At 59.3% G+C, this 25,889-nt stretch carries 24 protein-coding genes; 17 read left to right on the top strand and 7 right to left on the bottom strand.

Annotated features, from left to right (window positions below):
• Positions 1 to 6: 6 nt before the first annotated feature.
• From RGM3321_RS18760 to RGM3321_RS18750, 3 genes are all read right to left on the bottom strand, one after another.
• Positions 7 to 1,260, bottom strand: coding sequence for an MFS transporter (locus RGM3321_RS18760; RefSeq protein ID WP_032653840.1), 1,254 nt, complete (start codon positions 1,258 to 1,260; stop codon positions 7 to 9).
• 105 nt (positions 1,261 to 1,365) lie between these two features.
• A complete protein-coding gene (locus tag RGM3321_RS18755) occupies positions 1,366 to 1,548 on the bottom strand; it encodes a DUF1289 domain-containing protein (RefSeq protein WP_003315517.1) in 183 nt (60 codons plus the stop codon).
• A 2-nt stretch (positions 1,549 to 1,550) separates the two neighbouring features.
• Entirely contained in the window at positions 1,551 to 1,922 is a 372-nt protein-coding gene (locus RGM3321_RS18750) for a hypothetical protein (RefSeq protein WP_011267529.1), read from the bottom strand.
• Between the two features lie 199 nt (positions 1,923 to 2,121).
• On the opposite strand from RGM3321_RS18750, the gene RGM3321_RS18745 reads away from it, so the two are divergent.
• The 4 genes from RGM3321_RS18745 to RGM3321_RS18730 all read left to right on the top strand — a co-directional run bounded on the left by RGM3321_RS18745 (position 2,122) and on the right by RGM3321_RS18730 (position 7,283).
• Positions 2,122 to 3,213, top strand: coding sequence for an SMP-30/gluconolactonase/LRE family protein (locus RGM3321_RS18745; RefSeq protein WP_244394339.1), 1,092 nt, complete (start codon positions 2,122 to 2,124; stop codon positions 3,211 to 3,213).
• A gap of 110 nt (positions 3,214 to 3,323) precedes the next feature.
• Positions 3,324 to 4,160, top strand: coding sequence for a DUF1206 domain-containing protein (locus RGM3321_RS18740; protein WP_122281711.1), 837 nt, complete (start codon positions 3,324 to 3,326; stop codon positions 4,158 to 4,160).
• 199 nt (positions 4,161 to 4,359) lie between these two features.
• Positions 4,360 to 6,345, top strand: coding sequence for a methyl-accepting chemotaxis protein (locus tag RGM3321_RS18735; protein ID WP_244394338.1), 1,986 nt, complete (start codon positions 4,360 to 4,362; stop codon positions 6,343 to 6,345).
• Between the two features lie 17 nt (positions 6,346 to 6,362).
• Complete coding sequence (locus RGM3321_RS18730) at positions 6,363 to 7,283, top strand: substrate-binding domain-containing protein (protein ID WP_244394337.1); 921 nt, start codon at positions 6,363 to 6,365, stop codon at positions 7,281 to 7,283.
• 144 nt (positions 7,284 to 7,427) lie between these two features.
• Here RGM3321_RS18730 and RGM3321_RS18725 read toward each other — a convergent pair whose 3' ends face one another.
• The gene (locus RGM3321_RS18725; RefSeq protein WP_244394336.1) at positions 7,428 to 8,372 is read right to left on the bottom strand and encodes a DNA/RNA non-specific endonuclease; all 945 of its coding nucleotides are present in this window, start codon (positions 8,370 to 8,372) and stop codon (positions 7,428 to 7,430) included.
• A gap of 210 nt (positions 8,373 to 8,582) precedes the next feature.
• Between RGM3321_RS18725 and RGM3321_RS18720 the strand changes: the two genes are divergently transcribed.
• The 3 genes from RGM3321_RS18720 (at position 8,583) to RGM3321_RS18710 (ending at position 12,577) form a co-directional block, all read left to right on the top strand.
• A complete protein-coding gene (locus tag RGM3321_RS18720) occupies positions 8,583 to 10,196 on the top strand; it encodes a methyl-accepting chemotaxis protein (protein WP_244394335.1) in 1,614 nt (537 codons plus the stop codon).
• A 165-nt stretch (positions 10,197 to 10,361) separates the two neighbouring features.
• Positions 10,362 to 12,158 carry a methyl-accepting chemotaxis protein gene (locus tag RGM3321_RS18715; RefSeq protein ID WP_244394334.1) on the top strand — a complete coding sequence of 599 codons (1,797 nt, stop codon included), beginning with the start codon at positions 10,362 to 10,364 and terminating at the stop codon, positions 12,156 to 12,158.
• Positions 12,159 to 12,265: 107 nt separating this feature from the next.
• Entirely contained in the window at positions 12,266 to 12,577 is a 312-nt protein-coding gene (locus RGM3321_RS18710) for a DUF6482 family protein (protein ID WP_244394333.1), read from the top strand.
• An 8-nt stretch (positions 12,578 to 12,585) separates the two neighbouring features.
• Here the strand turns inward: RGM3321_RS18710 and RGM3321_RS18705 are convergent, their stop codons facing one another.
• From RGM3321_RS18705 to RGM3321_RS18695, 3 genes are all read right to left on the bottom strand, one after another.
• Positions 12,586 to 12,984, bottom strand: a complete 399-nt coding sequence (locus RGM3321_RS18705) for a RidA family protein (RefSeq protein ID WP_244394332.1) — start codon at positions 12,982 to 12,984, stop codon at positions 12,586 to 12,588.
• A gap of 77 nt (positions 12,985 to 13,061) precedes the next feature.
• Positions 13,062 to 15,035 (bottom strand): DNA topoisomerase III, encoded by a 1,974-nt coding sequence (locus tag RGM3321_RS18700; RefSeq protein WP_244394331.1) that lies wholly within the window; start codon positions 15,033 to 15,035, stop codon positions 13,062 to 13,064.
• Positions 15,036 to 15,195: 160 nt separating this feature from the next.
• The gene (locus RGM3321_RS18695; protein ID WP_058400260.1) at positions 15,196 to 16,023 is read right to left on the bottom strand and encodes an HDOD domain-containing protein; all 828 of its coding nucleotides are present in this window, start codon (positions 16,021 to 16,023) and stop codon (positions 15,196 to 15,198) included.
• Positions 16,024 to 16,357: 334 nt separating this feature from the next.
• On the opposite strand from RGM3321_RS18695, the gene RGM3321_RS18690 reads away from it, so the two are divergent.
• From RGM3321_RS18690 to phnK, 10 genes are all read left to right on the top strand, one after another.
• The gene (locus tag RGM3321_RS18690) at positions 16,358 to 18,247 is read left to right on the top strand and encodes a methyl-accepting chemotaxis protein (RefSeq protein WP_244394330.1); all 1,890 of its coding nucleotides are present in this window, start codon (positions 16,358 to 16,360) and stop codon (positions 18,245 to 18,247) included.
• A gap of 265 nt (positions 18,248 to 18,512) precedes the next feature.
• Complete coding sequence (gene phnC, locus RGM3321_RS18685) at positions 18,513 to 19,346, top strand: phosphonate ABC transporter ATP-binding protein (RefSeq protein WP_244394329.1); 834 nt, start codon at positions 18,513 to 18,515, stop codon at positions 19,344 to 19,346.
• A gap of 44 nt (positions 19,347 to 19,390) precedes the next feature.
• A complete protein-coding gene (gene phnD, locus RGM3321_RS18680) occupies positions 19,391 to 20,401 on the top strand; it encodes a phosphonate ABC transporter substrate-binding protein (protein WP_244394328.1) in 1,011 nt (336 codons plus the stop codon).
• 28 nt (positions 20,402 to 20,429) lie between these two features.
• A complete protein-coding gene (gene phnE, locus RGM3321_RS18675; RefSeq protein ID WP_244394327.1) occupies positions 20,430 to 21,218 on the top strand; it encodes a phosphonate ABC transporter, permease protein PhnE in 789 nt (262 codons plus the stop codon).
• A gap of 36 nt (positions 21,219 to 21,254) precedes the next feature.
• Positions 21,255 to 21,989, top strand: coding sequence for a phosphonate metabolism transcriptional regulator PhnF (gene phnF, locus RGM3321_RS18670; protein WP_244394326.1), 735 nt, complete (start codon positions 21,255 to 21,257; stop codon positions 21,987 to 21,989).
• 14 nt (positions 21,990 to 22,003) lie between these two features.
• On the top strand, positions 22,004 to 22,468 hold the full coding sequence (gene phnG, locus RGM3321_RS18665) for a phosphonate C-P lyase system protein PhnG (RefSeq protein WP_004658080.1): 465 nt from the start codon (positions 22,004 to 22,006) through the stop codon (positions 22,466 to 22,468).
• Entirely contained in the window at positions 22,468 to 23,064 is a 597-nt protein-coding gene (gene phnH, locus RGM3321_RS18660) for a phosphonate C-P lyase system protein PhnH (protein WP_244394325.1), read from the top strand. The genes phnG and phnH overlap by 1 nt, the downstream gene beginning before the upstream one ends.
• A complete protein-coding gene (locus RGM3321_RS18655) occupies positions 23,064 to 24,143 on the top strand; it encodes a carbon-phosphorus lyase complex subunit PhnI (RefSeq protein ID WP_244394324.1) in 1,080 nt (359 codons plus the stop codon). Before phnH ends, RGM3321_RS18655 begins: the two co-directional genes overlap by 1 nt.
• Positions 24,140 to 25,027 carry an alpha-D-ribose 1-methylphosphonate 5-phosphate C-P-lyase PhnJ gene (locus tag RGM3321_RS18650; protein WP_244394323.1) on the top strand — a complete coding sequence of 296 codons (888 nt, stop codon included), beginning with the start codon at positions 24,140 to 24,142 and terminating at the stop codon, positions 25,025 to 25,027. The genes RGM3321_RS18655 and RGM3321_RS18650 overlap by 4 nt, the downstream gene beginning before the upstream one ends.
• Positions 25,027 to 25,845, top strand: a complete 819-nt coding sequence (gene phnK, locus RGM3321_RS18645; protein ID WP_244394387.1) for a phosphonate C-P lyase system protein PhnK — start codon at positions 25,027 to 25,029, stop codon at positions 25,843 to 25,845. The genes RGM3321_RS18650 and phnK overlap by 1 nt, the downstream gene beginning before the upstream one ends.
• Positions 25,846 to 25,889: the final 44 nt, after the last annotated feature.

The raw sequence follows: 25,889 nt of genomic DNA, 5'->3' as shown, positions 1-25,889 counted from the left end.
GGGTGGTCACGCGCCCACGGCATTGTCCGCTTTGAGCTCGGGCTCATTATGCGAGCGCGAAAGGGTCTCCGGCACGGCCAGCCACAACAGGCAGAACGCGACCGCTGCCACGCCGGCGAGGGTCAGAAATGCCGCGCTGTAACCTGCTGCATGCACGACAAAACCCGCCAGGCTGTTGCTCAGCGCTGCACCCAGCCCGAACAGCGTGGACAGCGCACCCAGACTCACGTTGAAACGCCCGCTGCCTTGGGTGAGGTCCTTGACCATCAAGGGGAACAGGGCACCGAACAGGCCCGCGCCGATACCGTCGAGCATCTGCACCGCGACCAGCCAATAAGGATCATCGGAAAAGGTGTAGAGCACACCGCGAATCGGCAAGAACAGAAAACCGGCCAGCAACAGCGGCTTGCGCCCCCAGACATCCGCTTTCATGCCTACCAGCAGCGCGGCCGGCACCATCACCAGCTGGGCCGCGACGATGCACGCCGAGGTCAGCGGTGTGGCCATCTGCATGTTGATCTGTGAGAGCTTTTGACTCACCAGCGGCAGCATCGCCGCGTTGGCCAGATGGAACAGCGCGCAGCAAATACCGAACATCAGCAGCGGCTTGTTGCTCAACAGCGCAGAAAGGCCCGACGGTTGATGACCACTGACGTCGTGGCTGGCATCGAAACCCCGCGCCACATCGTGATCGATGGCGTCTGCGGAAACGAAGCTGACTGCGACAATACTCGCCAGCGCCATGGCGGCCATCAGGTAGAACACCGCAATAGGTCCGAAGAGGTAGGCGAAGCCACCAGCCAGCAGGGCTGCGCAGGCATTACCGGCGTGGTTGAACGTTTCGTTGCGCCCGGTACGGCGGGTAAACGCTTTGGGCCCGGTGATGCCCAGGGAAATGGCCGCGATAGCCGGTGCAAATACCGAGGCCGCAATGCTGCTCAACGCCTGGGTCAGGGCAACAACGGAAAAAGACGAGGTGAAGGGCAGAATCAGGCAACTCAGCGTCACCAACAAGGCCGCCACACCGATCATGGCGCGCTTGTAGGGCGTACGGTCGATCAGCGCCCCGGCAGGTGTCTGGGTCAGCAGCCCGGCAATGCCGGCAATGGTCATCACCACGCCGATGCTGGCCGGGTCCCATTTGTGCACCGCCAGCAGATAGATCGCCAGATACGGGCCCAGGCCATCGCGGACATCGGCAAGGAAGAAATTCAGGCTATCCAGTGAAAGGGTGTTGCGGCGATCTGCATGACTGACCAAGAGTGAGATTCCTGTAATTCGTCCGACCCCAGGCAACCGAGTCACGGGTAATACTGACTCGGGCCGTTTTAAAGAAGTTTCCGCACCCAAGATGAAATTTAGGCTTCAAATGCTCTTTTTCTGCAGGCTTTTCAGCCTCTGGGTCGCGCGTTGCACCGCAGCCATCTTTTCAGGCCGTTTCATGCGCTTCCACTTGCGAATATCGTCCTTGGTACGCCCGCAGCTCACGCACAGATCGCCGCTGAGCTGGCACACGGAAATGCACGGGTTTTCGATGTCCTTGGCCATGCTTAACCTCGGCTGGCGTATTTGCGTTTGATGCGCTGCTGCCAGTTGCCCGCGTTCTCGCGCAGGCACTGCTCTTCGCAGTCGACATGCACATGCGCCGCTGCATTCGACAGGCTGACCTGGGCATCGTCAAGTGCCTCTACCGTGAGACCGATCATCCGCTCGTCCAACCCGCGCTGCAGCGCAGCGTTCTTGTCGGCCAGCGTATCGAACACCCACACCACCTGCAGGCTGGCCGGGAACGCCGCGTAATCGACTTCATGAGTCAGCCAGCAGAAACCGGGCATCTCGGCCTTGGCGGTCTCGCAGGCGTGCGTCAATGCGCTCACCAGACGCCGATCTGTCTGGGCCTGTTCGCGTTTGCTGGAGGGCATGGTGGACCTTGGGTCGTTGAAAAGGAGTGGCGCAAGATACCTTATCGCGAGTGTGTGTCGAAGCATGGGAGGCGGTATATCTGCAGGCGAAGTCTGATTGCACACGGCCATTATTCAAGCCGCCCAGCGGTATCTTGTAGGATGACGTGCGGCCGCAAGACGCGCGCCTTTCCGACAATAAAGATAATGGATGCTCATCATGGAATTCTCATCATCAGGCAGCACACCCGATCAAAGCCGCAGGGGCTTTCTCAAGCAGTCGCTGGCCGTTTCCGCAACCGTTGCCGCCATTGGCGCATTGCCGCGTCTTTCCAGCGCTCAGCCGCTGACCCAGCGCTATCCCGACCCTTTGGTCAGTGTGCTGGACGACAGCTTTACCCACATACGAATATTCAATGCCAGCGTCGAGAAACTGGCCAGCGGCATGCGCTGGGCCGAAGGGCCGGTGTGGGTGGGTGACGGTCGCTACTTGCTGGTCAGCGATATCGCCAACAATCGGATCATGCGTTGGGACGAGGTAACGGGTCAGCTGTCGGTGTACCGCGAGCATTCGAACTTTTCCAATGGCATGTGCCGCGATCGCCAGGGCAGGCTGCTGGTGTGTGAGGGGGCGAGCACCACTACCGAGGGAAGGCGGGTGACGCGTACCGAGTACAACGGGCGTATCACCGTGCTGGCCGACAGCTTCGAGGGCAAGCCTTTCAATTCGCCCAACGACATCGCCTGCAAACGCGATGGGTCTATCTGGTTCACCGATCCTACCTTCCAGGCCGAAAGCAACTACGAAGGTCAAAAGGTCAAGCAGGAGCAACCCTTCGGCGTCTATCGCATAGACCCGTCGAGCGGCAAGGTTTCCAGGATTATCGATGATCTGGCAGGTCCGAATGGTTTGTGCTTCTCGCCGGACGAGAAAACCTTGTATGTGGTCGAAGGGCGCGCCAAACCCCACGGCCTCATCTGGGCGATAGCGGTCAACGAAGACGGCACGCTGGGCGAGCGGCGCAAACACATCGAAGGTCTGGACTACGCGGCCATCGACGGCATCAAGTGCGACGAAAGCGGCAATTTGTGGTGCGGCTGGGGAGGTAACGGTGATCCCAGGGCCGATATGGAGAAACTCGACGGCGTGCGAGTGTTCAACCCTCAAGGCAAGGCCATCGGCCATATCAGCTTGCCGGAGCGCTGCGCCAATGTCTGCTTCGGCGGGCGAGAGGGCAATCGGCTGTTCATGGCCAGCAGCCATTCGCTTTATTCGGTGTTCGTGAATACGCGAGGTGCCACGTTTGCCTGAAGGGTTATGAGCCCACTGACGGCGTGCAATGTGCGCACGCCGTCAATCGGGTCGAACCCCTGTGAACACGCCGGGTCTGTTCCTGTAATTACTTTCAGGGATAGTTATTTATGTCGGCGCAACGCGGCCTTGTTCTACTTGCACGAGGCGGTTATGCCGCCCGTGGTGTGGTTTATCTGATTATCGGTCTGTTCGCGGTATTGGCGGCACAGGGATCTTCACAGCCTGCCGATAGCCACAGCAGTCTTGAAGCCTTGTTGAGCCAGCCGTTCGGCAGTGTGCTAGTCGGGCTGGTGATTGTCGGCCTGCTGGCGTTCGCTGCATGGCGTGTGCTGCAGGCTACGCGTGACGTGGATCATCATGGCCGCGAACTCAAGGGGCTGGTGATTCGTGGTGGTCTTCTGGTGGGCGGCTTTACTTACGGGGCATTGGCGTTTTTCGCGCTGGGGCTGCTGGTCAGCGGGCTCAAGAGCTCCGGTGGCTCATCGGGTGGTGGCCAGGCCAAGGATCTGCTGGCAACGCTTCTGTCCTGGGATCATTCCAACCTGCTGGTCTACGTAGTGGCACTGGTGCCATTGGCGCTGGGCATCGTGCATATCATCAAGGGCTACAAGGCGTCTTTCGAGAAGTATTTCGAGGCTGATGAAGACGTCATGAAATATGTGCGTCCGGTGTCGCGCTTCGGGCTGATCGCCCGCGGCGTGGCGTTTATCGAAATTGCAGTGTTACTGGCCGTAAGCGGTTCCAGCTATCAGGCCATGCACCCGCCGGGCATGAAGGATGCGCTCAATGGTTTGCAGGATCTGCCTGCCGGTGGTCTGGTGCTACTGATCGTGGCGCTGGGGCTGATTGCGTTTTCGGTGTACAGCTTCGCCCAGGCCGCGTGGCGCAGGATCAACATGGATGTGCCTGATGCACCGGAGGCGGTAGCACGTCATTTCCGCTGATATCCATTCGGGTAGTCAGAGGGCTGCATGACCGTTCAGGTCAGGCGGCCCTTTTTTCGATAAAGATAATGTGAACCATGCCTCAAGTCGCCTTCTGCCCGGCCGACATTATTTCTCGAGCTCCGATCATTTTCCGGACTGACGTTCTCTGCGCAGGCCCGGATCAGATTCGGCGCAATAAAAATAAAAGAGGATAGCCATGACCATTCTTCAGCGAGTGATCGGTGGGTTTGCCGTGCTGGTTGTGCTGCTGCTCGCCATGGCAGGTATCAGCTACCAAAGCACCCATTCCATAAGCGACCGGATCAGCATCATTACCGGGCAGTCGGCACCCTTGAGCAGGGCGGCGAGCGAGCTTTACGTGCATGTGCTGCGCGCCAACCAGGCACTGCTCGGGATTCTGGTCAGCAATGACCCCAAGCAGATTGACGATGGCAAGCAGCCCTTCAACGACAGCATGGCCCGGTTCAATCAGTTGCTGGACAGCACGCCTGCCTACATCGGCGACCGCGCTGAACTGCGCGACAACCTGAATCAGCAGCGGCAGTTGAGCGCTGCTTATGCCGAACAGGCGCAGACCCTGATTGCCAGTCATCGACAGCACGTTTTGCAGTCACTCCAGAGCCGGGTATTGCAGGGCTACAGCAGCAGTCAGGGCGCACAGCTGACCGGTTATCTTCGTGATTACATTGCCCGCGCGCGCAGTGCAGGGGCTGCGGATAATGTGGCAGCAGGTGAAAAGCTACTGCTGGAAGTTGGCAAATCCTACGAAGGTCTGGCTGCTCATGCGGCGACGCCGGATATCCAGACCTTGCAGCGCGTGCTCAACCTGCAGGATGAGGTAATCAGCACTCGGGCGCGCGAACTGACGGCAGTAGATCCACGCGGCGGTCGTATCGCTGGTGTGATGGTCAACCGCCTGCTTAACGACCTCACCGGCAGTGACGGCGTTTATCAGGCCTACAGGCAGGAAGCGGCGCTCGCCGAGCAGGTCGGCAAACAGCGCCAGGCAGCGGAAACCCGTCTTCAGGCAACACTGGACAAGATCGGCGAGTTCGGCAATCAGTCACTGGCGGTGGCCAATGAGGCCAAGGCGGGTGCAGATTCGACCATCGCCACCGGCCTCAGCCTGCTGCTGATCGCTTGTCTGCTGGCGGTAACCGCAGCGGCAGTCATCGGCACCTGGGTCGCCTTCAGCCTTCGGCGTCCATTGGCGGCGTTTCGCGAGGTGCTCAAGACCCTCACCAGCGGCGATATGCGGGTGCGTTTCGATGTCAGCCGTCGCGACGAGTTCGGCGAGCTGGGCGGTTACCTCAATGAATTCACCCAGTCGTTGCAACAGACGTTTCGTCAGTTGATCGGCTCTGCCGACACCCTGGCGTTGACTGCCAGTCAGAACGCGCAGATCAGTGAGCAGACCACCCGCGTGGTCGACGAGCAGAAAGACCGTCTCAATTCTGCCGCGTCGGCCATGAATGAAATGGAAAGCACCGTGGAAGAAGTGGCCCGTCGTGCTCAGGACACGCGTGGCGCGGTGGACAGCACCAGCGAACTGACCAACAAGGTGCAGAAGCGCGTGGCTGAAACCATCGTCAACATTCGTCAGCAGGCTGAACAGGTCAACAAGGCGTCTGCGGTCACCGACGAGCTGCAGAAGTACGGGCAAAACATTGACGGTATTGTCGATGCCATTCGTACCATTGCCGAGCAGACCAACCTGCTGGCGCTCAACGCGGCCATCGAAGCTGCACGCGCGGGCGAACAGGGCAGGGGCTTTGCGGTGGTTGCCGATGAAGTACGTTCGCTGGCCAGCCGCACCCAGACCTCGACCAGCGAGATTCAGGAAATGATCGGCCAGATGCAGAGCAAGATCCACTCGGCTGTGCAGGTGATGAACGAAAGCCAGATCCAGTCCAATCACTGCGTGACGCTGGCTTTCGGTGCCGACCAGTTACTGGTGGAAATGGGCGAGGCGGTGGACACGATTCGCGACATGAATATCCAGATCGCAGCTGCCACCGAGCAGCAAAGCGCAACGGTGCAGGAAACCAGTCGCATGGTCACGCACATCAACTACTCTGCCCAGCAGGCCGCCGACGGTGCCGAACAGTCTGCGAGCAGCAGTCAGGACCTGTCGAAAATGGCCAGGGATCAGCGCGAGCTGCTCCATCATTTCAGCGTTTGATGCCCGGGAGTCAGAACATGAAACAGTGGTTATCGATTTCCCTGAGTGCGAGCCTGCTGGTCGCCGGCCTGGCACAGGCTGCCACGCCATTGATCGGTGTGGGCATGGCCAAGTACAACGACAATTTTCAGACCATTCTGCGCCACGGGGTGGAAAAGCAGGTGGCGCTGCTGGATGCCGACATCTTCATGGAGAACGGCCAGGACGACGTGGAGTTGCAGATGCGTCAATTCCGCAATCTGGTCAATTCGAAAGTCGACGCCATCGTTGTCGCGATGGTGAACGGCAAAAGCGCAGCGGAAATGATGCGCCTGGCCAATGAGGCCAAGGTTCCGCTGGTGTTCGTCAACCGCAATCCGGAACCTGCCACATGGCCTGCGTTGACAGCATTTGTCGGCTCTGACGAGCTGGAGTCCGGCACTTTGCAAATGGAAGAGCTGGCCCGTCGTGCCGGTTACAAGGGTAACGTGGTGATTCTGGTGGGTGATCCGAGTAACAAGTCGTCGGTCATGCGCACCGAGGACGTGGAAAAGGTGGTCGCCAAGTACCCGAACATGAAGGTCGTGCAGAAGAAAATCGGCAACTGGGAGCGCAGCCAGGCAGCGACAATCGTGATTGACTGGGTCAAGCAGGGTGTGGACTTCTCTATCGTCGCGGCCAACAACGACGAAATGGCGATCGGTGCGATCATGGGGCTGGAAAAGGCCGGGAAGAATGCCAGGGATTATCTGGTGGGCGGCATCGACGGCACCCCGGACGGTTTGAAGCTGATGGCCGAGGGCAAGATGGCCGTCAGCGTGTTTCAGGACGCGGTCGGCCAGGCCAACGGTGCAGTAGATGCAGCGTTGAGCATGGCGCGTGGTGAAACGCTGGCATCTCCGGTCATCTGGGTGCCGTTCAAACTCATCACCCCGGAGAATCGCCAGCAGTTCGAGTAAGGCCGCGGTGTGGACTGACTGTCGTTCCAATGATCCGCACGCGGAGCGCTCAGCGTTGGACACATGTTCCAATCAGCCCGGAAGCTGTCACGCCTTCCGGGCACGAGCCCAGTTTAGGGTATCTTAGGGCTTGTCTATAACGCGCTAGACCCGAATATCCTGCGGCCCGCGAATCTGTGCTTCGATGCGCGTGCCGGTCAGGCGCTCTTCGTTGGAGAAACCGTCGTAGCTGGCCAGGTCGCCGAAGCTGATGCCGGTGAGCTGTTCGATCTGCAGGACGCTGCGCTGCCAGGTTCTGAGTGGACCGAATACGATCTCCAGCTTACCCAGCTCGCGGCTCTGGTCGATAATGTAGGCGCTGGCCGAAGGTTTGCCGTCGTCACCAAGAAACGCCACGACCTTCCAGAATGCCGAAGGGATCTTGACGTTGCGGTAGCTGCGGTCGTCATCGCGCAGCACAGGCCCGCTGAAAACGGTTACCCGGGATTTCCAGCGACGCGTGTTCTCAAGGATGTAGTCCTCAAGTTCCAGCCAGGTCTTCTGATTGAAGGCGGCCATCTGCGGTGAGCAGTTGGTGAAGTGAAAAGTATCGCTGTTGGCCGTTTCGGCTTCCTTGCCCCAATTAGGGTCCTGACGCCTGACCAGATGACCGCGATCCAGCAGATTGTCGGCGTACAGGCTTTCACCGATCTGCGCCTCGGCAGGCAGCCTGCCATCAAAGGACCACGAATCCTTGCCACGCTTGACCTCGACACTGCTGGCACCGTCGATATTGACACCGACATACAGGGCCAGACGTCGACTGCGTGACATGGTGATTGAAAAGTGGGTGTAATCGAGGCGATTGCCGGCGTTGTCCAGCGGATAGACATCCGGTGCCAGCTCCGCGTCGGTCGAAGGCCATGGCACGACGAAGTCACCGAGAAAATTCTCGACATACCCCTTACGTTTCTGCAATTCGCTCGCCGGTGTGGTGCGTGGCGATGTAATAGGTTGCGGTGCAAGCAATTCGGTCGAAGGGAGCAGTGGCTTGAGGTCAGCGAGGCGTGGTCGGTAGGTGAGATCGATAGCGGGCTTTTTGTCAGGCACTTGGTTGGCTCCTGCGGTGGGCGTGAGTTCATTACAGTTCACCATAGCCGCGTTACAGGTCGACGTCAGGCCGGGTAATCGATTGTCCGCAGGCATTCACACAGTAAAAAACTGTAAACGGGTTCAAGTAACGGGTAACACGCGTCGATAAGCTCTGAATAAGAACACTCCGCAGTTCACGTTATTTCACTGATCGCAGGGGACATCAGGATGTCGATAAAGCTACGTCTATTGTTGTTGATTGGCACCAGCGTGCTGACGGTTCTGATCATCAGCCTGGTCAACTATGTGGGCAATACCCGCACGGAGACGGCGATGATCGACAGCGAGGTCAGCATGACCGCGCTCAGCAATCATCTGGAAGCCGACATGATGCACGATGCGCTGCGTGCCGATGTGCTGTCGGCGATGCTGGTCGGCCTGGGCAAAAGCAACAGCACGCGTGAAGAGGTGCAGAAGTCCCTTGATGAGCATGCTGCACATTTTCGCGCTGTGCTGAACGATAACCTCAAGCTTCCCATCAGCGAAGCGATCAAGGCGGAGCTGAACAGGATCAAGCCGAGCCTCGATACCTATATTGCCAGTGGCGAGCGTATTGTCGGTCTGGCTCTGGATAATCCGGAACGAGCGCAACAGGAACTGGGCACGTTCACCAGCGCCTTCACACAACTGGAAGAGCAGATGTCCGGTCTCAGCGACCTGATCGAGGGGAATTTCAAGGCAAGCGGCGAAGGTGCCCGCCAGGCAATCCGCAGCGCCAACATTGCTCTGGTTGTGGTGCTGGTGGCCAGTATCCTGCTGCTTCTGGTTCAGGGCCGCTGGGTAACCCGCAGCATCATGATTCCTCTTGCTTCTGCCAGCCGCATTGCCGACAGCATTGCTCACGGCAATCTCAGTGAACCTATCACCGAGCCCCGTGGCCGCGACGAGGCCAGCATGCTGATTCGCAGTCTGGCGGTCATGCAGCGCGACCTGCGCGGGATGATCGAAGTGGTACGCAGCAACGCGCATGGCGTCAGCGGTATGAGCCGCCAGCTCAGCAGTGGCTGCCATGAAGTGGCCGACAGCAGTCGGCAGCAGAGCTCGGCAGCGGGCACCATGTCGGCAGCGACCAGCGAGATGACGGCAAGCATCGAAGAAATCACCCGGCATGCCGGGCACGCACTGGAGATGGCAAATCAGGCTGAGACACTGGCAAAAAATGGTGGCCGGGTGATTCATCAGGTGGTCAGTGACATGGACAGCATTGCCCGCTCGGCGCAGCTGTCGGCGCAGGTGATCCGTACGCTGGACAAGGACTCGGAAGGAATTTTCAATATCATTCAGGTGATCAAGGGCATTGCCGATCAGACCAACCTGCTGGCGCTTAACGCAGCCATTGAAGCTGCACGCGCTGGCGAGCAGGGTCGGGGTTTTGCAGTGGTTGCCGATGAGGTTCGCAATCTGGCGGGGCGCACCAGCACCTCGACTCAGGAAATAACCGCGATGGTCGCTCGTATTCAGCAAAGTACCCGCGAGGCGGTCACCAGCATGGAAGCAGGCGTTGCTCAGGTCGACAAGGGCATGGCCGTTACCACCGAGGTGCAACGCTCGATCAGCGAGATACTGGAGGCCACGTTGAGCACCACACAACTGGTCAACGACATCACTCGCACCATTGGTGAACAGAGCCTGGCCAGTAACGAAATCGCTCACCAGGTGGAGATGATTGCCAGCATGTCCGAGGGCAACAGCCGGGTCATCGGGCAGACCGCCAGCACCACCGATGAACTCTCGGCAATGGCCGGACAGCTTTCACAATCGGTGGATCGTTTCCGTCTTTGATATCAAATAGCCTCAGCCTGCAGTACTCTCCGGCGCATTCGACCCTCGGTCGAGTCGCGCAGGGCTCATCACAGGCCTGTATTGGCCGGTTCAGCCCTTGAATCTTCGGTACCGACAAGCGTTAATTTTCGTGGATGAATCACTTTGCACCCCAGGAGCAGCGACATGCAGACGTTAAAGGCCTTATACGAGTCAGTCGAAAAGCAGTTTTTCGACACACTGACCAAAAAGCTCTCAAGCCTTTTTCTGCTGGTCCTGGTCAGCGCGCTGTTGTACTGGGTGGCTCTGAACATTCGCTCTGACATCATGCTGCAATTACATGGCACGCAACTGAGCGAGGCCGAACTGGGCAAGATCCAGGGCCAGCTGGATGTCCTGAGCAACGCGATCCTGCTGAGTACTCTGTTTACGCTGGTCATGGTCAGCTTCATGGTCGGGTACTTCCGCCATTTGATTGTGCGTCCAGTGGTGTTCATGACACACGCACTCGAAGAAATCGCCAACGGCGAGGGCGACCTGTCCCGTGACTTGCCATTGTTGACCCATGACGAAATTCGAGTGCTGGCCAGTACCTGCAATCGTTTTCTGGCCAAGCAGCGCGAGGTCATCAGCAGCATTCAGGCGCTGACGGTGCAGATCGCAGTCGAATCGGCACGCTCGCTGAAAAACATCAGTGATTCCAGTGACAGCGCGACCGATCAGGCGCGTTTCGCCAGAGAGGTGATGGACCAGAGCAACATGGCGGTGGGCAGCATTGAGGACGTCTCGCAGCAGACGCAGGGCATTTCCACTACCACCGCGCAGAACCTGAGCATGGCGCGCGACTCTTATGCCGAACTGCTGGAGGTGACTGGAAACATCAGCCAGATATCCAGCAGTCTCAATGAATTCGGTGGGCTGGTATCCGGCTTGAATGAGCGTTCTTCGAGCATCAAGTCGATTGTCGGGCTCATCCAGCAGATATCCTCGCAGACCAACCTGCTCGCGCTCAATGCCGCCATCGAAGCGGCGCGGGCTGGGGAAAGCGGTCGAGGGTTTGCTGTGGTGGCGGATGAAGTGCGCACCCTGGCGCAGAACGTCAGTAAAGCCACTGACGATATCTCCCGGAACATCGACGCGATGCTTCAGGAGGTCAGCTCCACCCACGAACAGACCATTCAGATCAGCCACAGCGCCCGCGAAACCCAGCTGGTCGTAGAGCGCGCATCCGGCCATTTCGAGAGCATGATCGGTGATTTCGAGTCCACCAATGACAAGCTGGCCGACATCGCTACGCATATCCAGCAGTTCGCAACCACCAACACTGGCATCAACGAACGGGTGACGCGAATTTACTCCGACAGCCAGGCTATCGACCAGCGTATGCAGCACTCTGCCACCGCCACCCGTGACCTGTCCGGTGTGGCCGAGCAGGTTCAGACCTTGCTGGGGCGTTTCGTGCTGGGGCGCGGCGAACTGGACGCTGCCATTACCCGCGCGAGTCAGTGCCGGGACATCCTGCAGGTGCGGCTGGCCGAGCTGCACAAACAAGGCGTCAATCTGTTCGATCAGAGCTACAAGCTGATTCCCGGCACCGACCCCAAACAATACATGACCGGTTACACAGAACGTTTCGCACAAGTCTGCCAGGAAGAGTGCGACAAGCTGACCAAGGGCACCCGGGGTGGCAAGGTCACCTTTATCGTGGATAACAAAGGTTACTGCCCGGTCAACAACAGCTGGGTGTCACTGAAACCGACCGGCGACCGTGCCGTCGACTTGCCGGTGTGCCGCAACAAACGCATGTTCTCCGACCCGATAGGCTTGCGTGCAGCGGGCAACCAGCAACGTTTTCTGTTGCAGACCTACCTGCGTGATACCGGCGAGATCATGACCGAAATCGATGTGCCGTTCTTTTTTGAAGGGCGCCATTGGGGCAACTTGCGGATGGGATTCGACGCGGCGCTGTTGCTGGGCAAATGAAGTCAGCGTTATTGTCGCGCCGATAAGGCCTGCAACACAACTGAACGTTCGCGCCGGTAAAAGCTCCACTTCTACAAGGCGCTGATTTTCAGAACGCCACGGGAGGTGTGACTTTGAACATTCAAGATCTGACAAAACATGCGACGGATAAAAAGGTTCGTGAACTCGATCTGATCTCCATCGAGGGCGGTTCCTATGTGCTCCATGCGCAACTGGACGGCAAGTCTGTACCGGTGGAAGACTCGACTGGCAAAACCTTGCACGTTGCATCGGTGGAAGAGGCGCGCAAGGTGCTTTCCTCGGTATCTGATGTAAAGCTGTTCCTGACCCAGGCTGTGGCTCATGACGAAATGGTTGGTCTGGGCAGTGCCCAGGCAGAGTCATCGCGCCAGGAGATCCCGTTGCGCTCAAGCCACTGATCACGGTGTCAGGCGCTGCGCCTGATCGCGATGCACTTGATTTCCAGCAGCAGCCCGGGACGCGCCAGCTCGGCAACACCGATGCAGGTCCATGCACATTGGCCGCGCGGGAAGATACGGTTTTTCACGTCACGAAACACTGCCATATGTTCGCTCATGGCTACGTGATAAGTCGTCATGTCTACTATATCGTCGAACGTACAGCCGCCCTCGGCCAGCACCGTGCGCAGGTTTTCCCAGCAAGCGATGAACTGCGCTTCGGGGTTGAGGATGACTTCCATTTCCCGTGTGCGCCCCACCTGCCCGGCGCAGTAAAGGGTGTCGCCGACTCTGACTGCGGGTGCATACCCTGCGCGGTCCATAATCGACTGCATGGTGGGCGGAACGATGATCTCTCGGTCTGACATGTTGTAACACCTGTTTGTAACGCTTGAGTGTGTAACACCCGACGATGCAATTGCTTATCGGATTGTATATGGGCCAGTCATCTGGCCGCCGGTTTGGCTGTACGTCGCGGTTTTTTCGTCGCAGTGCCCGTTGTAGCAGAGTGCGTAGCAGCGCTGCGCTTCGCGGTCTTGCGTTTTTTCTTCCAGGGCGGCGCAACGCCTGCCGGGCTGGCCGGGCCGCTGATGCTCATGCGCATGCCGACGCAACGGCTGACCTGTTTGCTCATCCACGCTGCCTGTTTGGCGACGAACTCTTCAAGACTCATTTCGCCGCTTTGTACCATGTCCAGTGCCTGTTCCCAGATCGCTGTAGTGCCCGGGTCGGCGATGGCGCGGGGGACGGCGTCGATCAGGCTGAACGCAGCGGGCGCTGCGCAGAGTGCCTTGCCCTGTTTGGTCAGATAGCCACGGTCCAGCAGGCCTTGAATGATCCCGGCGCGGGTGGCTTCGGTACCTATGCCGGTCGTGTCCTTGAGCTTTTGCTTGAGCAGTGGGTCTTCCACCAGTTTGGCGACGTTTTTCATCGCCTTGATCAGGTCGCCTTCGGTGAAAGGTTTGGGCGGTTGGGTCCAGAGGTCCTTGAGGAGGACCTCAGCGACGGCGCATTCGCAGCCCTGAAACAATGCCGGCAACGGCTGCGGGGCAGGCGCTTCGCGACCCCTGACCGGTGCCAGTGCCTCGGGCATGGCACGTTTCCAGCCTGGCTCGACAATTTGTTTGCCGACCGCCCGCAGCGCATGGCCTGCGCAGTCGAAGTCGGCCTGGGTACGGTCGCATTCGTGGTTGGGCAGGAACTGCGCCAGATAGCGCGCCCTGATCAGGGTGTACACCGCTCGCGGCTTGCCGGTCAGACGCTCGACGCCGCGCACGGCAGCAGTGGGAATGATGCCGTGGTGGGCCGTTACTTTGCCGTCATTCCAGGCCCGCGACCGGCGTTGCGGGTCAAGGTGCGGTAATAGGCTGGCCAGCGTCGGGTCTACCTTGCACAGCGCTGCGATGATACCCGGGGCTTCGCCATGCTGACTGTTCGGCAGGTAACCGCAATCGCTGCGCGGGTACGTGATGACCTTGTGGGTTTCATACAGCGACTGAGCTATATCAAGGGTTTCCTGCGCCCCGAGCCCGAGCTTTTTCGAGCAGATTTCCTGCAGGGTGCCCAGATCGAAAGGCAGTGGGGCAACTTCGCGAATCCGCTCGGTGCGCAGCTTGACCAGCCGTGCGCTGGCCGCATTGCGCATCGCTTGGGCAGCCTGTTGCGCCAGCGGTTGATTCAGGCAGCGGTCCTGATCGTCGCAGGCGTCTGATGGTGCGCGCCATTGGGCGATGAAAGCCTGATTGTCGTGCAACAGCTTGACGTCGATGGCCCAGTAGGGTGCCGGTACGAAGTTGGCGATGCTGCGATCACGGTCCACGACCAGCCGCAGGGTCGGGGTTTGTACCCGCCCGACTGGCAATACGCCCTGATAACCAGACTGGCGACCCAGCAGGGTGAACAGACGGCTCATGTTCATTCCGATCAGCCAGTCGGCACGGGATCGACCCAGTGCCGAGTGATACAGGCTGAACGTATCGGCACCGGGTTTGAGCGCTGCCAGCGCCTTGCGGATGGAGGCGTCATCGAGTGCCGACAGCCACAAACGCTGAATCGGCCCGCGATAGCGACAGTGTTCGACCAGCTCGCGGGCGATCATCTCGCCTTCGCGGTCGGCGTCGGTGGCAATCACCAGCTCTTGAGCTTCGCCCAGCAATCGCTTGACTGCCTTGAACTGGCTGGCAGTTCTCGGCTTGACGAGCATCTTCCACTTTTCCGGAATGATGGGCAGGTCTTCCAGCACCCAGCGTTTGTAACGCGCATCGTAAGCGTCGGGAGGGGCGGTTTCCAGCAAGTGGCCGATGCACCATGTCACGGTGGCATTGGCACCCACCCAGCAGCCGTCGCCACGCCGGGTCGCGCCGAGCGCAGCCGCAATGTCTTTGGCCTGGGAGGGTTTTTCGCAAAGAAACAGCCGCATGACTACCGTCGTCGATTACCGGTGCAAGGGCTGCAAGGATGAACGTTGAATACGCTGCGGGCAAGTTTTATCTGTATGGATATACAGATAAATGGAGCAGGTCATGGAGTGAAGTGCTCACCCCATGACCGCTTTTGCAGCCCGCGAAGAGTGTATCGGCTCAGCTCAGCAGGTCGGAGAACGCCTTATCGGCTTCAAGCACCGCTGGCAGCCCGGCAAACAGTGCGTCCAGATCGACTCCTTCCATCAATGGCCCGCCGCAAGCCTGCTGCGCTTGCGGGGTCGCGCCGCCGTGGGCTTCCAGTGCATCGGAGATGGTAATGGCCTGAGCGACAATCTTTGGCAACGGTGCGTCCGCAGGAGCCTTCAGCGGCGTTGCCTGATAGGCGATAGCCTGTTTGATCAGCTCTGGCAAATGCCAGCGACTGGCCAGTTCTGCGCCTACTTCCGGGTAGCTGAAACCCAGTTGCAGGGTTTCGTTGGCTGCACGCCCCGGCGTACCGGCCTTGGCTGCGTTGTTCAGGCGCTCTGCAACGTCGGGCGCGCCGGTCTGGATCAGCAGTTCGCCAATGTTATGCATGACCCCGCAGGTAAAGGCGATTTCTGGGTCGACGCCCGTCTGTTTCGCCAGCATTCGGCAGATCCCTGCCACCTGAAAGCTTTTGAGCCAGAACCCTTTGAGGTCAAAACTCGGCCCGGCTTTGAACGCGCCGGTCACTGCCGAGGCCATTACCAGGGTGCGCAGGGTGTTGAAACCCAGACGCATGGCCGCGTCTTCGATACTCGAGGATTCTCGCGAGCCGCGAAACCGCGCCGAGTTGGCAAGGCGCAGTACCTTGGCAGCAATCACCGGGTCTTTCTCGATGTTTCGGGCAATGCTTTCCAGGTTTGAGGAAGGGTTGTCAAATTGCAGCATCAGGTCCTGAGCCACTTTGGGAATGCTCGGGAGACTGTGCAAATCGTCAAAAAGTTTTTCGATACTCAGCATGGCAAGACCATCCTCTGCACGGCGGGGATGAGTTCACCATAGCCAGTTTTTCCGGCTCTGCACGTTTCACCGTCGATTGTGGGAGACAGGTCTCAGCACGCTTCGAAAAAAATAATCAAGGACTCGTCCATCTCGGCCGATATGGCGATACAAGCGTCTCTGTAATGTTTCGGTACCCGGACCTGCCTGCTGATCGACACCGCAGGCAGGTGTGTATCGACTCCGGTTGCTGAACGGCCTGTAGGTTGTAACGTGAAAAGGACGGCACATTTGGAAGTTTGATTGGCGATTCAGAGATCGTCCTTATTGGTTTTTTGCCGTGGAAGTAACCGTTATGAAAAGTCTGGGTTTCAGCAAAAAAATTCTTCTTGCCGCCGCATTGATTGTGGTTGTCGCGTTCAGTGTGTTTATTGTCATAAACGACTATCGACAACGTCAGTCGCTCAAATCCAGCGTCAGGTCCGAGCTGCTGCAGTTGGGTACATTGACCACGCAGAATATTCAGACCTGGCTGGAAAGCCGCATTCAACTGCTGCAATCGATGTCTCAGCAAGTCGCTGTGGATGGTAAGGAGCTGCCGCAACTGCAGCGCGCCATTGGCCTGCCGACGTACAGCGAAAACTTTCAACTCAGCTATTTCGGCAGCACTGAAGGCTTGATGTTTTCGGTTCCGGCCGGCAATCGCCCGGCTGATTACGACCCACGTGCACGCGGCTGGTACAAGGCCGCACAGAATGCGCCGGGCACAATTGTTACCGAACCTTATATTGCCGCCTCGTCCGGCAAGCTGGTCATGACCATCGCCACGCCGGTCAAAATCCAGAACCAGTTTGCCGGTGTCGCCGGTGCTGATATCTCGCTGGACAGCGTCAGCAAAATCATCAACTCGCTGAACTTTGACGGGCATGGCTATGCGTTTCTGGTCAGCGCCGAGGGCAAGATTCTGGTCCACCCGGACAGCAAGCTGGTGCTCAAGAACATCAATGAAGCGTACCCGGTCAATACGCCGAAAATTGCCACTGGTGTAACGGAAATCGATTCTGGCAAAAAACCCGAGATCATTTCCTTCACGCCGGTGCAAGGCGTGTCGACTGCTAACTGGTACGTTGCGCTGGTACTGGAACAGGACTCGGCCTATTCGATGCTTGCCGAGTTCCGTGCTTCGGCGATCACCGCGATGGTGGTTGTGGTGATGGTGATCATCCTGCTGTTGGGCCTGTTGATCCGGGTGTTGATGCAACCCTTGCATCAGATGGGCCGCGCGATGCGTGATATTGCCGATGGCGAGGGCGATCTGACCAAGCGTCTGGCCATCACTTCGCAGGACGAATTCGGCGCACTGGCCGAGTCGTTCAACCATTTTGTCGAACGTATCCATACCTCGATCCGCGAAGTGGCCTCGACTGCCGCGCAATTGGGCGAGGTTGCCACACAGGTGGTCAAGGTCTCCAACGCCTCCATGGGTAACTCCGACCAGCAGGCCAACCGAACTGAAAGCGTGGCAGCGGCAATCAACGAATTAGGTGCCGCCGCCCAGGAAATCGCCCAGAATGCCGCGCGTACCTCGCAGCAGTCGAGCGATGCGAGCGGCCTGGCCAGCGACGGCCAGAACGTCGTGCAGCAGACCATCAAGGCCATGAACGAGCTGTCCGGCAAGATCAGCGAGTCGTGCGTGAACATCGAAAGCCTGAATGGCAAGACCGCCAACATCGGACAGATTCTCGAGGTAATCACCAGCATTTCCCAGCAGACCAACCTGCTGGCGCTCAACGCAGCCATCGAAGCGGCGCGTGCCGGTGAAGCAGGGCGCGGGTTTGCCGTGGTGGCTGACGAGGTGCGCAACCTTGCGCACCGCACTCAGGATTCGGCGCAACAAGTGCAGAAGATGATTGAAGAGCTGCAGGTCGGCGCTCGTGAGGCAGTGGTCAACATGACTGAAAGCCAGCGTCAGAGCGAGGACAGCGTAGGCATCGCCAACCTCGCCGGCGAACGCCTGAGCAGCGTGACCCGACGCATCGAAGAGATCAACGGCATGAACCAGTCGGTGGCCGCTGCAACGGAAGAGCAGACCTCGGTGGTGGAGTCGATCAATGTCGACATCACCCATATCAACACCCTCAACCAGCTGGGCGTCGACAACCTGCGCCAGACCCTCGACGCCTGCAACTCGCTGGAAGAGCAGGCGGCCCGCTTGCAGCAACTGGTCGGCAGCTTCCGGATCTGATCCGGCAGCTGTCCACTATGATTATGATCGTTACCACGCGGAGCATTGGCACGATAGTCATCTCATGGGTGCGTGTATAACGGTGAGCGCGGAGGCAAGCCGTACGTCTTGGCGCTTTGCTTCACGGATCTGCGCTGCAACACCTTCTGCGACAAACTGTTATCAGCTCGTCACTCACGGTTCATGAGGCTGCAACAACACAGGTTCAGTTTGGTTGACAACCGAATACGACCTGTCCCGGGTCGTGCGCAGACCGAGAAGCCTCATGAACGATGCCATTCATGTACAGGGCCTGAACAAGACCTTCTCGCACAAGAGTGCGTTGGTTGACCTTGCGTTGTCTATACAACCCGGTGAAATGGTTGCGCTGATTGGCGCTTCCGGCTCTGGCAAGTCAACCTTGCTGCGCCATCTTGCCGGCCTTGCGTGTTGTGATCGCAGCAATGGCGGTCAGGTCCAGGTGCTGGGTCGCGAGGTTCAGTCGTCCGGTCGTCTCAACAGTCAGGTGCGACGTCTGCGTGCCGATATCGGCTACATCTTCCAGCAATTCAATCTGGTCAATCGCCTCAGTGTGCTGGACAACGTTCTGCTTGGTTGCCTGGGCCGCATGCCGCGCTGGCGCGGCAGTCTGGCGCTGTTCAATCGCGAGGAAAAACAGCGTGCGATGGCCGCGCTGGACAGGGTAGGGCTGGCAGATCTTGCCGCCCAGCGGGCTTCGACCCTGTCCGGCGGCCAGCAGCAACGAGTGGCGATTGCTCGTGCCTTGACCCAGCGCGCCGAAGTGATCCTTGCCGACGAACCGATTGCCTCGCTGGACCCCGAATCGGCCCGCAGGGTCATGGAAATTCTTGCCGACATCAATCGCAGTGACGGCAAGACCGTCGTCGTCACCCTGCATCAGGTGGATTACGCGGTGCGCTATTGCCCGCGTGCCGTGGCCCTCAAGGGCGGGCGGATACATTTTGATGGCCTGGCGCAGGATCTCAGCAAACAGTTCCTCAATGACCTCTACGGTGCAGACGCGGACGCGAGCCTGATGATCACCGAACGAAGCCGTCGCGTTCGGCAGAAACCAAGTCTGGAACTGGCCAAAGTCTGAAGCTTTTCAACATCACCCTATTTATATTTATCAGGAGAGCCTGCATGTTCAAGCGTATCGGTCGTCTTCTCGCCTCTGCCGCCTTGCTGACCGCCTGCGCGTTGGGCACGGTTCAGGCAGCAGAAGAAAAAGCCATCAATTTCGGCATCATGTCCACCGAGTCATCGCAGAACCTGAAAAGTATCTGGCAGCCGTTTCTCGATGACATGAGCCGCAAAACCGGTCTGAAGGTCAATGCCACCTTTGCCTCGGACTACGCCGGTCTGATTCAGGGCATGCGCTTCAACAAGGTCGATGTGGCCTGGCTGGGCAACAAGGCCGCGATGGAAGCGGTAGACCGCTCCAATGGCGAGATCTTTGCCCAGACGTCTGCCGCCAACGGCGATGCGGGCTACTGGAGCCTGTTGATCGTGCGCAAGGACAGCCCGATCGACTCTGTCGAAGACATGCTCAAGAACGCCAAGAGTCTGACCTTCGGCAACGGTGACCCGAACTCCACGTCGGGTTATCTGGTGCCTGGCTATTACGTGTTTGCCAAAAACCACGTGGATGCCTCCACCGCCTTCAAGCGCACCTTGAACTCCAGCCATGAGGTCAATGCCCTGAGTGTTGCCAAGGGTCAGCTGGATGTCGCGACTTTCAATACCGAAAGCTGGGACCGCCTGGCCGTCACTCAACCGGACAAGGTCGAGCAACTGAAAGTGATCTGGAAGTCGCCGCTGATTCCAGCCGACCCGATTGTCTGGAGCAAGGCGCTGTCGGACGAAAACAAGGCGAAGATTCGTGAGTTCTTCGCCGATTATGGCAATACCGATGAAGAAAAAACCGTCCTGAAGAACATGCAGATGGGCAAGTTCCTCAAGTCCAGCGATGACCAGTTGTTGCCCATTCGCCAGCTTGAACTGTTCAAACAGCGTACTGAGGTGGCTGCCAGCACCACGCTGGATGCTCAGGAGAAAGCGACCCGCCTCAAGGACATCGACGCCAGCCTGAACAAGTTGCAGGAGCGCATCAGCGAGTTGAACCAGAAAACTGCAGACAGCTCCGCAGGTTGAACCAACCGATCACTATCAGGAGTTCGCCATGACCACTCAAGTTGCCTATGCCCAGGTTGCGGGCAAGCCCAATTGGTCCCGTTACCTGGGCTGGGGGCTGTTGCTTGCGGCACTGGCCTGGGCCTGGCAGGGCGCGGAAATGAACCCGATGACGCTGGTTCGGGACTCGTCGAACATGGCGACCTTCGCCGCCGATTTCTTCCCGCCGGACTTCCGTGAGTGGCGCAGCTACCTCAAGGAAATGCTGGTGACCATCCAGATTGCCCTATGGGGTACGGCGCTGGCGATTGTCTGTTCGATACCGCTGGGCATTCTTTGTGCCGAGAACATTACGCCTTGGTGGATTCACCTGCCATTACGACGCTGCATGGACGCCTTTCGCTCCATCAATGAGATGGTTTTTGCGATGTTGTTTGTGGTCGCGGTCGGGCTGGGGCCGTTTGCCGGGGTGCTGGCCCTCTGGATCAGTACCACCGGTGTGCTCGCCAAGCTGTTCGCCGAAGCCGTCGAGGCCATAGAGCCCGGTCCTGTCGAAGGGGTACGTGCGACCGGCGCCAGTGCTTTACAGGAGGTCATCTACGGTGTAATTCCTCAGGTCATGCCGCTGTGGATCTCCTATGCTTTATACCGGTTCGAATCCAATGTGCGCTCGGCGACCGTGGTGGGCATGGTCGGAGCTGGCGGCATCGGGGTCATTCTCTGGGAGAATATCCGGGCCTTTGCGTTCGTCCAGACCAGCGCCGTGCTGCTGGTGATCATCGTTGTGGTAAGCGTCATCGACATCATGTCGCAGCGCCTGCGCAAGCAATTCATCTGACAGAAGAGGGGTGTTCAATGAACACTTTTTTTAACCATGCAGTTGTCTAGACAAGCTGAGCCGATGTACCTGGAACTGGCTGAAACCCTACGCGATGAGCTGGTCTCATATCGGCCCGGCGATTATCTGCCTGCCGAGTTTCAGTTAGCCGAACGCTTCTGTGTCAACCGCCACACGATCCGCCGAGCGGTCGATGAACTGGTCCGTGAGGGCAGTGTGCTGCGGCGCCAGGGCAAGGGCACGCAAGTGCTGGAACGTCCGTTGATCTATCCGATGCAGGCCGACAGCGCCTACAGCCAGTCACTGTCGGCACAAGGCATCGGCGTGGAGGCGATTCTGCTGTTGCGCCGCGAATGCCTCGCCAGTCACGAAGATGCGCTGCATCTGGGGCTGGCCGAGCATGCGCCGCTGATCGAAATGCAGACGCTGCGCAAGCTGGATGGCCAGCCTGTGAGCCTGATCTGCCACCGCTACAGCGCCCGCTACAGCGATGTGCTGGCTGACTATCAGGGTGGCTCGGTTCGCCAGTACCTGGCTGAGCGCGAGTTGCCGCTGAGCCGCGCGCAGAGCCTGATCGGAGCCCGCCTGCCGTCCCGTGAAGAGGCCGGGCTGCTGCTGATGCCCCGGCACATGCCGGCGCTGACGGTGTTGACGGTTTCGTGTGACCGGTCGGGGCAGCCGGTGGAGCTTTCCCGCTCGGTCAGCCGCTGCGACCGCTTCCAGTATCAGGTGGCGTTCAACCAGATCGCCGTCACCCCAACGACTGACTGACATCGAGGTGTTCCATGCAAGCAACCCCTGAAACGGCCGCACGGCAGCACTGGATGGGCGTACTGGCGCGCGCCCTTGTCGATGAGCCGAGCCGCGAACAATTACAGCGTCACGAAGCGGCGTTGCGTGACACCGATTACCAGATGATCCGTGCCCCGGAAATCGGCATGACCCTGGTGCGTGGTCGCATGGGCGGCACCGGTTCGGCGTTCAATCTTGGTGAGATGAGCGTTACCCGCTGCGTGGTCCGTCTGGCCGATGGCCGCACGGGTTACAGCTACCTGGCCGGACGCGACAAGCGCCATGCCGAACTGGCAGCGCTGGCCGACGCCCATTTGCAAGGCGCGCAACAGGCCTGGTGGCTGTCCGAGCTGATCGAGCCCCTGGCACGTGCGCAAGCCGAGCGTCGGGCACGTAAGGACGCCGAAGCCGCTGCAACCAAAGTGGAATTCTTTACCCTGGTCCGAGGAGAAGACTGATGAATGCCGTACTTCTGCAACCTGCCTTCACCGATCCGGTGCTGGATGCCCAGCGCAGTTTTCGCGTAGCGCTCAAGGCCTTGTCCGGTCCGGGTGTGATTCAGACCCTGCCCACCAGGCATCAGCCGCCTGCCTTGCAGGGCCTGGACAGCGCAACTCATGCCTTGTGCCTGGCGCTGCTGGACCTGGACACTCCGCTCTGGCTCGCCCCTGCATTTGATACCCCGGCGATTCGCACGAACATTGCCTTTCATTGCGGCAGCCCGATTGTCACTGACCGGAGTGCTGCCCGCTTCGCGTTGCTCGATGCGTTGACTGTCGGGGACCTGCACGGTTTCGATACCGGCAACGACCGTTACCCTGATCAGTCCTGCACCTTGCTGATTCAACTGCCAGACCTGCAAGGCGGACCGGCCCTTGCCTGGAGCGGTCCCGGCATCGAGCAGCAAAATTCTGTGGCCTTGCCGCTGGACGAAGCGTTCTGGACCGAGCGTGAAGCATGTAATGTCTTCCCCAGCGGGCTGGACGTGTTCTTTGTGTCGGGCAACCAGATGCTCGGCTTGCCACGCAGCACCCGCGTGCAGGAGTGTGCCTGATGTACGTCGCCGTGAAAGGTGGCGAACAGGCCATCGATAACGCCCACCGCCTGCTGGCCAACAAGCGCCGTGGCGATACAAGCATTGCCGAGCTCGATGTCGAGCAGATCCGCCAGCAGTTGCCACTGGCGGTTGCGCGAGTCATGAGCGAGGGTTCGCTGTACGACCCGCAGCTGGCCGCACTGGCGATCAAGCAATCGGCGGGGGATTTGATCGAAGCGATCTTCCTGCTGCGCGCCTACCGCACGACGCTTACGCGTTTTTGCGCCAGCGTGCCCATCGACACCTCGAACATGCAGCTCAACCGGCGCTTGTCCGCCACGTTCAAGGACGTACCCGGCGGGCAATTGCTGGGCCCGACATTTGACTACACCCACCGCTTGCTGGATTTCACCTTGTTGGCCGAAGGCGACCACCCTGGCCCGGACGTGGTGCCGGACGCAGCGCTGCAACCCTGTCCGCGAGTGCTGGGGTTGCTGGCCAAAGAAGGGTTGATCAAACCTGAAGTGGACGACGGCGATAGCGTTGCGGACATCACCCGCGAACCGCTGGAGTATCCGTCCAGTCGTGCCCAGCGTTTGCAGGCGCTGGCCCGTGGCGACGAGGGTTTCCTGCTGGCGCTGGGTTATTCGACCCAGCGTGGTTACGGTCGCAACCATCCGTTCGCCGGGGAAATCCGCATCGGCGAGGTAGAGGTCTGGATAGAGCCTGAAGAACTGGGTTTTCCGATTGTGATCGGCGACATCGAAGTGACTGAATGCGAGATGGTCAACCAGTTCGTCGGCTCGGCCAGCGAACCTGCGCAGTTCACCCGTGGCTACGGTCTGGCATTCGGCAACGCAGAGCGCAAGGCAATGGGCATGGCGCTGGTGGACCGCTCGTTGCGCGCCGGGGAATTCAACGAAGAAGTCCGCTCGCCGGCCCAGCAGGAGGAATTCGTGCTGGCGCATTGCGACAACGTCGAGGCGGCCGGTTTTGTCTCGCACCTCAAGCTGCCGCATTACGTGGACTTCCAGTCCGAGCTGGAGTTGATCCGCAAGCTGCGCAAGTCCGCACCGCAACCGGAGAGCGACCAATGACTAATGCACCCATTAACACCGCAGAGCATAGGCCCGCACGGGATAACGCCTACAACTTCGCGTATCTGGACGAGCAGACCAAACGCATGATTCGCCGTGCCTTGCTCAAGGCGGTGGCGATTCCCGGTTATCAGGTGCCGTTCGGCGGACGCGAGATGCCGCTGCCTTATGGTTGGGGCACCGGCGGGATGCAACTGACCGCTGCAATCCTGGGGGCCGATGATGTGCTCAAGGTCATCGACCAAGGCGCTGACGACACTACCAACGCTGTCTCGATCCGGCGCTTTTTTGCCCGTACGGCAGGCATCGCCACCACCGAGCGCACGCCGGAGGCGAGCGTCATCCAGACCCGTCACCGCATTCCGGAAACACCGTTGCACGCCGATCAGATCATGGTCTATCAGGTGCCGATTCCCGAGCCGCTGCGTTTCATCGAGCCTTCGGAAACCGAGACCCGCACCATGCACGCGCTGGATGATTACGGTGTCATGCACGTCAAGCTCTACGAAGACATCGCTACCTTCGGCCACATCGCGACCAGTTACGCCTACCCGGTCATGGTCGATGAGCGTTACGTGATGGACCCGTCGCCGATTCCTAAATTCGACAACCCCAAGCTGCACATGAGCCCTGCGCTGATGCTGTTTGGTGCTGGACGGGAAAAGCGTCTGTACGCCGTGCCGCCGTTTACCCAAGTGGTAAGTCTGGACTTTGAAGATCACCCGTTTGAAGTGCAGCGCTGGGAGCAGTGTTGCGCGATCTGCGGCAGCCATGACTCCTTTCTCGACGAGCTGATTCTTGACGACGCCGGGACGCAGAGCTTTGTCTGCTCCGACACCGATTACTGCGCCCAACGCGTCAAACAGCAGGAGAACGCCCGATGATCAGTGCCCTCTCATTGAACCCGGCGGGCGACCGCCAGCCCGAACCTGCGCAACCGCTGATCAAGGTGCGCGGCCTGACCCGTTTGTACGGGGTACAGAAGGGCTGTCAGGACGTCAGTTTTGACCTTTATCCCGGCGAAGTGCTGGGCATCGTCGGCGAGTCCGGCTCGGGGAAATCTACGCTGCTGTCGCTGTTGAGCGGGCGCTGCCCGCCGGATCGCGGCAACATCGATTATCGAAGCAAGGATGGCAACTGGTTTGATTTGTACAGTTCCAGTGAGGCGCAACGTCGCACCTTGTTACGTACCGAGTGGGGCTTTGTCGAACAGAACCCGCGTGATGGCCTGCGCATGGGCGTCTCTGCCGGAGCCAATATCGGCGAGCGCCTGATGGCCCAGGGTGTGCGCAATTATCAGCAATTGCGCAGTGCAGCGGTGGACTGGCTGAGCCAGGTCGAGATCGACCCGCTGCGCATTGACGATCTGCCGCGCACATTTTCCGGCGGCATGCAGCAACGCCTGCAAATCGCCCGCAACCTGGTGTCCAGTCCCAGACTGGTGTTCATGGACGAACCCACCGGTGGGCTGGATGTGTCGGTGCAGGCGCGGTTGCTCGATCTGTTGCGTGGCCTGGTTCGGGAGCTGGACCTGGCCGTGGTCATCGTCACTCACGACCTGGCAGTCGCGCGGTTGCTGGCTGATCGGCTGATGGTCATGCGGCGCTCGGAAGTGGTCGAGAGCGGCCTGACCGATCAGATTCTCGATGACCCGCAGCATCCGTATTCACAACTGCTGGTGTCCTCGGTATTGCAGCCATGAACCAGACAACCCGATCAGACACCGTTCACAGACAAGAGGTGAAT

It is taken from the genome of Pseudomonas sp. RGM 3321 (assembly GCF_022836805.1).
In the GTDB taxonomy this organism is placed as follows: domain Bacteria; phylum Pseudomonadota; class Gammaproteobacteria; order Pseudomonadales; family Pseudomonadaceae; genus Aquipseudomonas.
The sequence above is the reverse complement of the archived record's forward strand: the minus strand, read 5'-3'. Positions and strand labels throughout refer to the sequence as shown.

What these genes read in the sequence shown, in the direction of transcription:
- RGM3321_RS18695 (WP_058400260.1), bottom strand. Translation starts at nt 16,023, where the DNA reads ATGCTGAGTATCGAAAAACTTTTTGACGATTTGCACAGTCTCCCGAGC.
- RGM3321_RS18690 (WP_244394330.1), top strand. Translation starts at nt 16,358, where the DNA reads ATGAAAAGTCTGGGTTTCAGCAAAAAAATTCTTCTTGCCGCCGCATTG.
- RGM3321_RS18755 (WP_003315517.1), bottom strand. Translation starts at nt 1,548, where the DNA reads ATGGCCAAGGACATCGAAAACCCGTGCATTTCCGTGTGCCAGCTCAGC.
- RGM3321_RS18715 (WP_244394334.1), top strand. Translation starts at nt 10,362, where the DNA reads ATGCAGACGTTAAAGGCCTTATACGAGTCAGTCGAAAAGCAGTTTTTC.
- phnD (WP_244394328.1), top strand. Translation starts at nt 19,391, where the DNA reads ATGTTCAAGCGTATCGGTCGTCTTCTCGCCTCTGCCGCCTTGCTGACC.
- RGM3321_RS18740 (WP_122281711.1), top strand. Translation starts at nt 3,324, where the DNA reads ATGTCGGCGCAACGCGGCCTTGTTCTACTTGCACGAGGCGGTTATGCC.
- RGM3321_RS18750 (WP_011267529.1), bottom strand. Translation starts at nt 1,922, where the DNA reads ATGCCCTCCAGCAAACGCGAACAGGCCCAGACAGATCGGCGTCTGGTG.
- RGM3321_RS18730 (WP_244394337.1), top strand. Translation starts at nt 6,363, where the DNA reads ATGAAACAGTGGTTATCGATTTCCCTGAGTGCGAGCCTGCTGGTCGCC.
- RGM3321_RS18720 (WP_244394335.1), top strand. Translation starts at nt 8,583, where the DNA reads ATGTCGATAAAGCTACGTCTATTGTTGTTGATTGGCACCAGCGTGCTG.
- RGM3321_RS18655 (WP_244394324.1), top strand. Translation starts at nt 23,064, where the DNA reads ATGTACGTCGCCGTGAAAGGTGGCGAACAGGCCATCGATAACGCCCAC.
- phnG (WP_004658080.1), top strand. Translation starts at nt 22,004, where the DNA reads ATGCAAGCAACCCCTGAAACGGCCGCACGGCAGCACTGGATGGGCGTA.
- phnE (WP_244394327.1), top strand. Translation starts at nt 20,430, where the DNA reads ATGACCACTCAAGTTGCCTATGCCCAGGTTGCGGGCAAGCCCAATTGG.
- RGM3321_RS18735 (WP_244394338.1), top strand. Translation starts at nt 4,360, where the DNA reads ATGACCATTCTTCAGCGAGTGATCGGTGGGTTTGCCGTGCTGGTTGTG.
- phnF (WP_244394326.1), top strand. Translation starts at nt 21,255, where the DNA reads ATGCAGTTGTCTAGACAAGCTGAGCCGATGTACCTGGAACTGGCTGAA.
- RGM3321_RS18700 (WP_244394331.1), bottom strand. Translation starts at nt 15,035, where the DNA reads ATGCGGCTGTTTCTTTGCGAAAAACCCTCCCAGGCCAAAGACATTGCG.
- RGM3321_RS18745 (WP_244394339.1), top strand. Translation starts at nt 2,122, where the DNA reads ATGGAATTCTCATCATCAGGCAGCACACCCGATCAAAGCCGCAGGGGC.
- phnC (WP_244394329.1), top strand. Translation starts at nt 18,513, where the DNA reads ATGAACGATGCCATTCATGTACAGGGCCTGAACAAGACCTTCTCGCAC.
- phnH (WP_244394325.1), top strand. Translation starts at nt 22,468, where the DNA reads ATGAATGCCGTACTTCTGCAACCTGCCTTCACCGATCCGGTGCTGGAT.
- RGM3321_RS18705 (WP_244394332.1), bottom strand. Translation starts at nt 12,984, where the DNA reads ATGTCAGACCGAGAGATCATCGTTCCGCCCACCATGCAGTCGATTATG.
- RGM3321_RS18650 (WP_244394323.1), top strand. Translation starts at nt 24,140, where the DNA reads ATGACTAATGCACCCATTAACACCGCAGAGCATAGGCCCGCACGGGAT.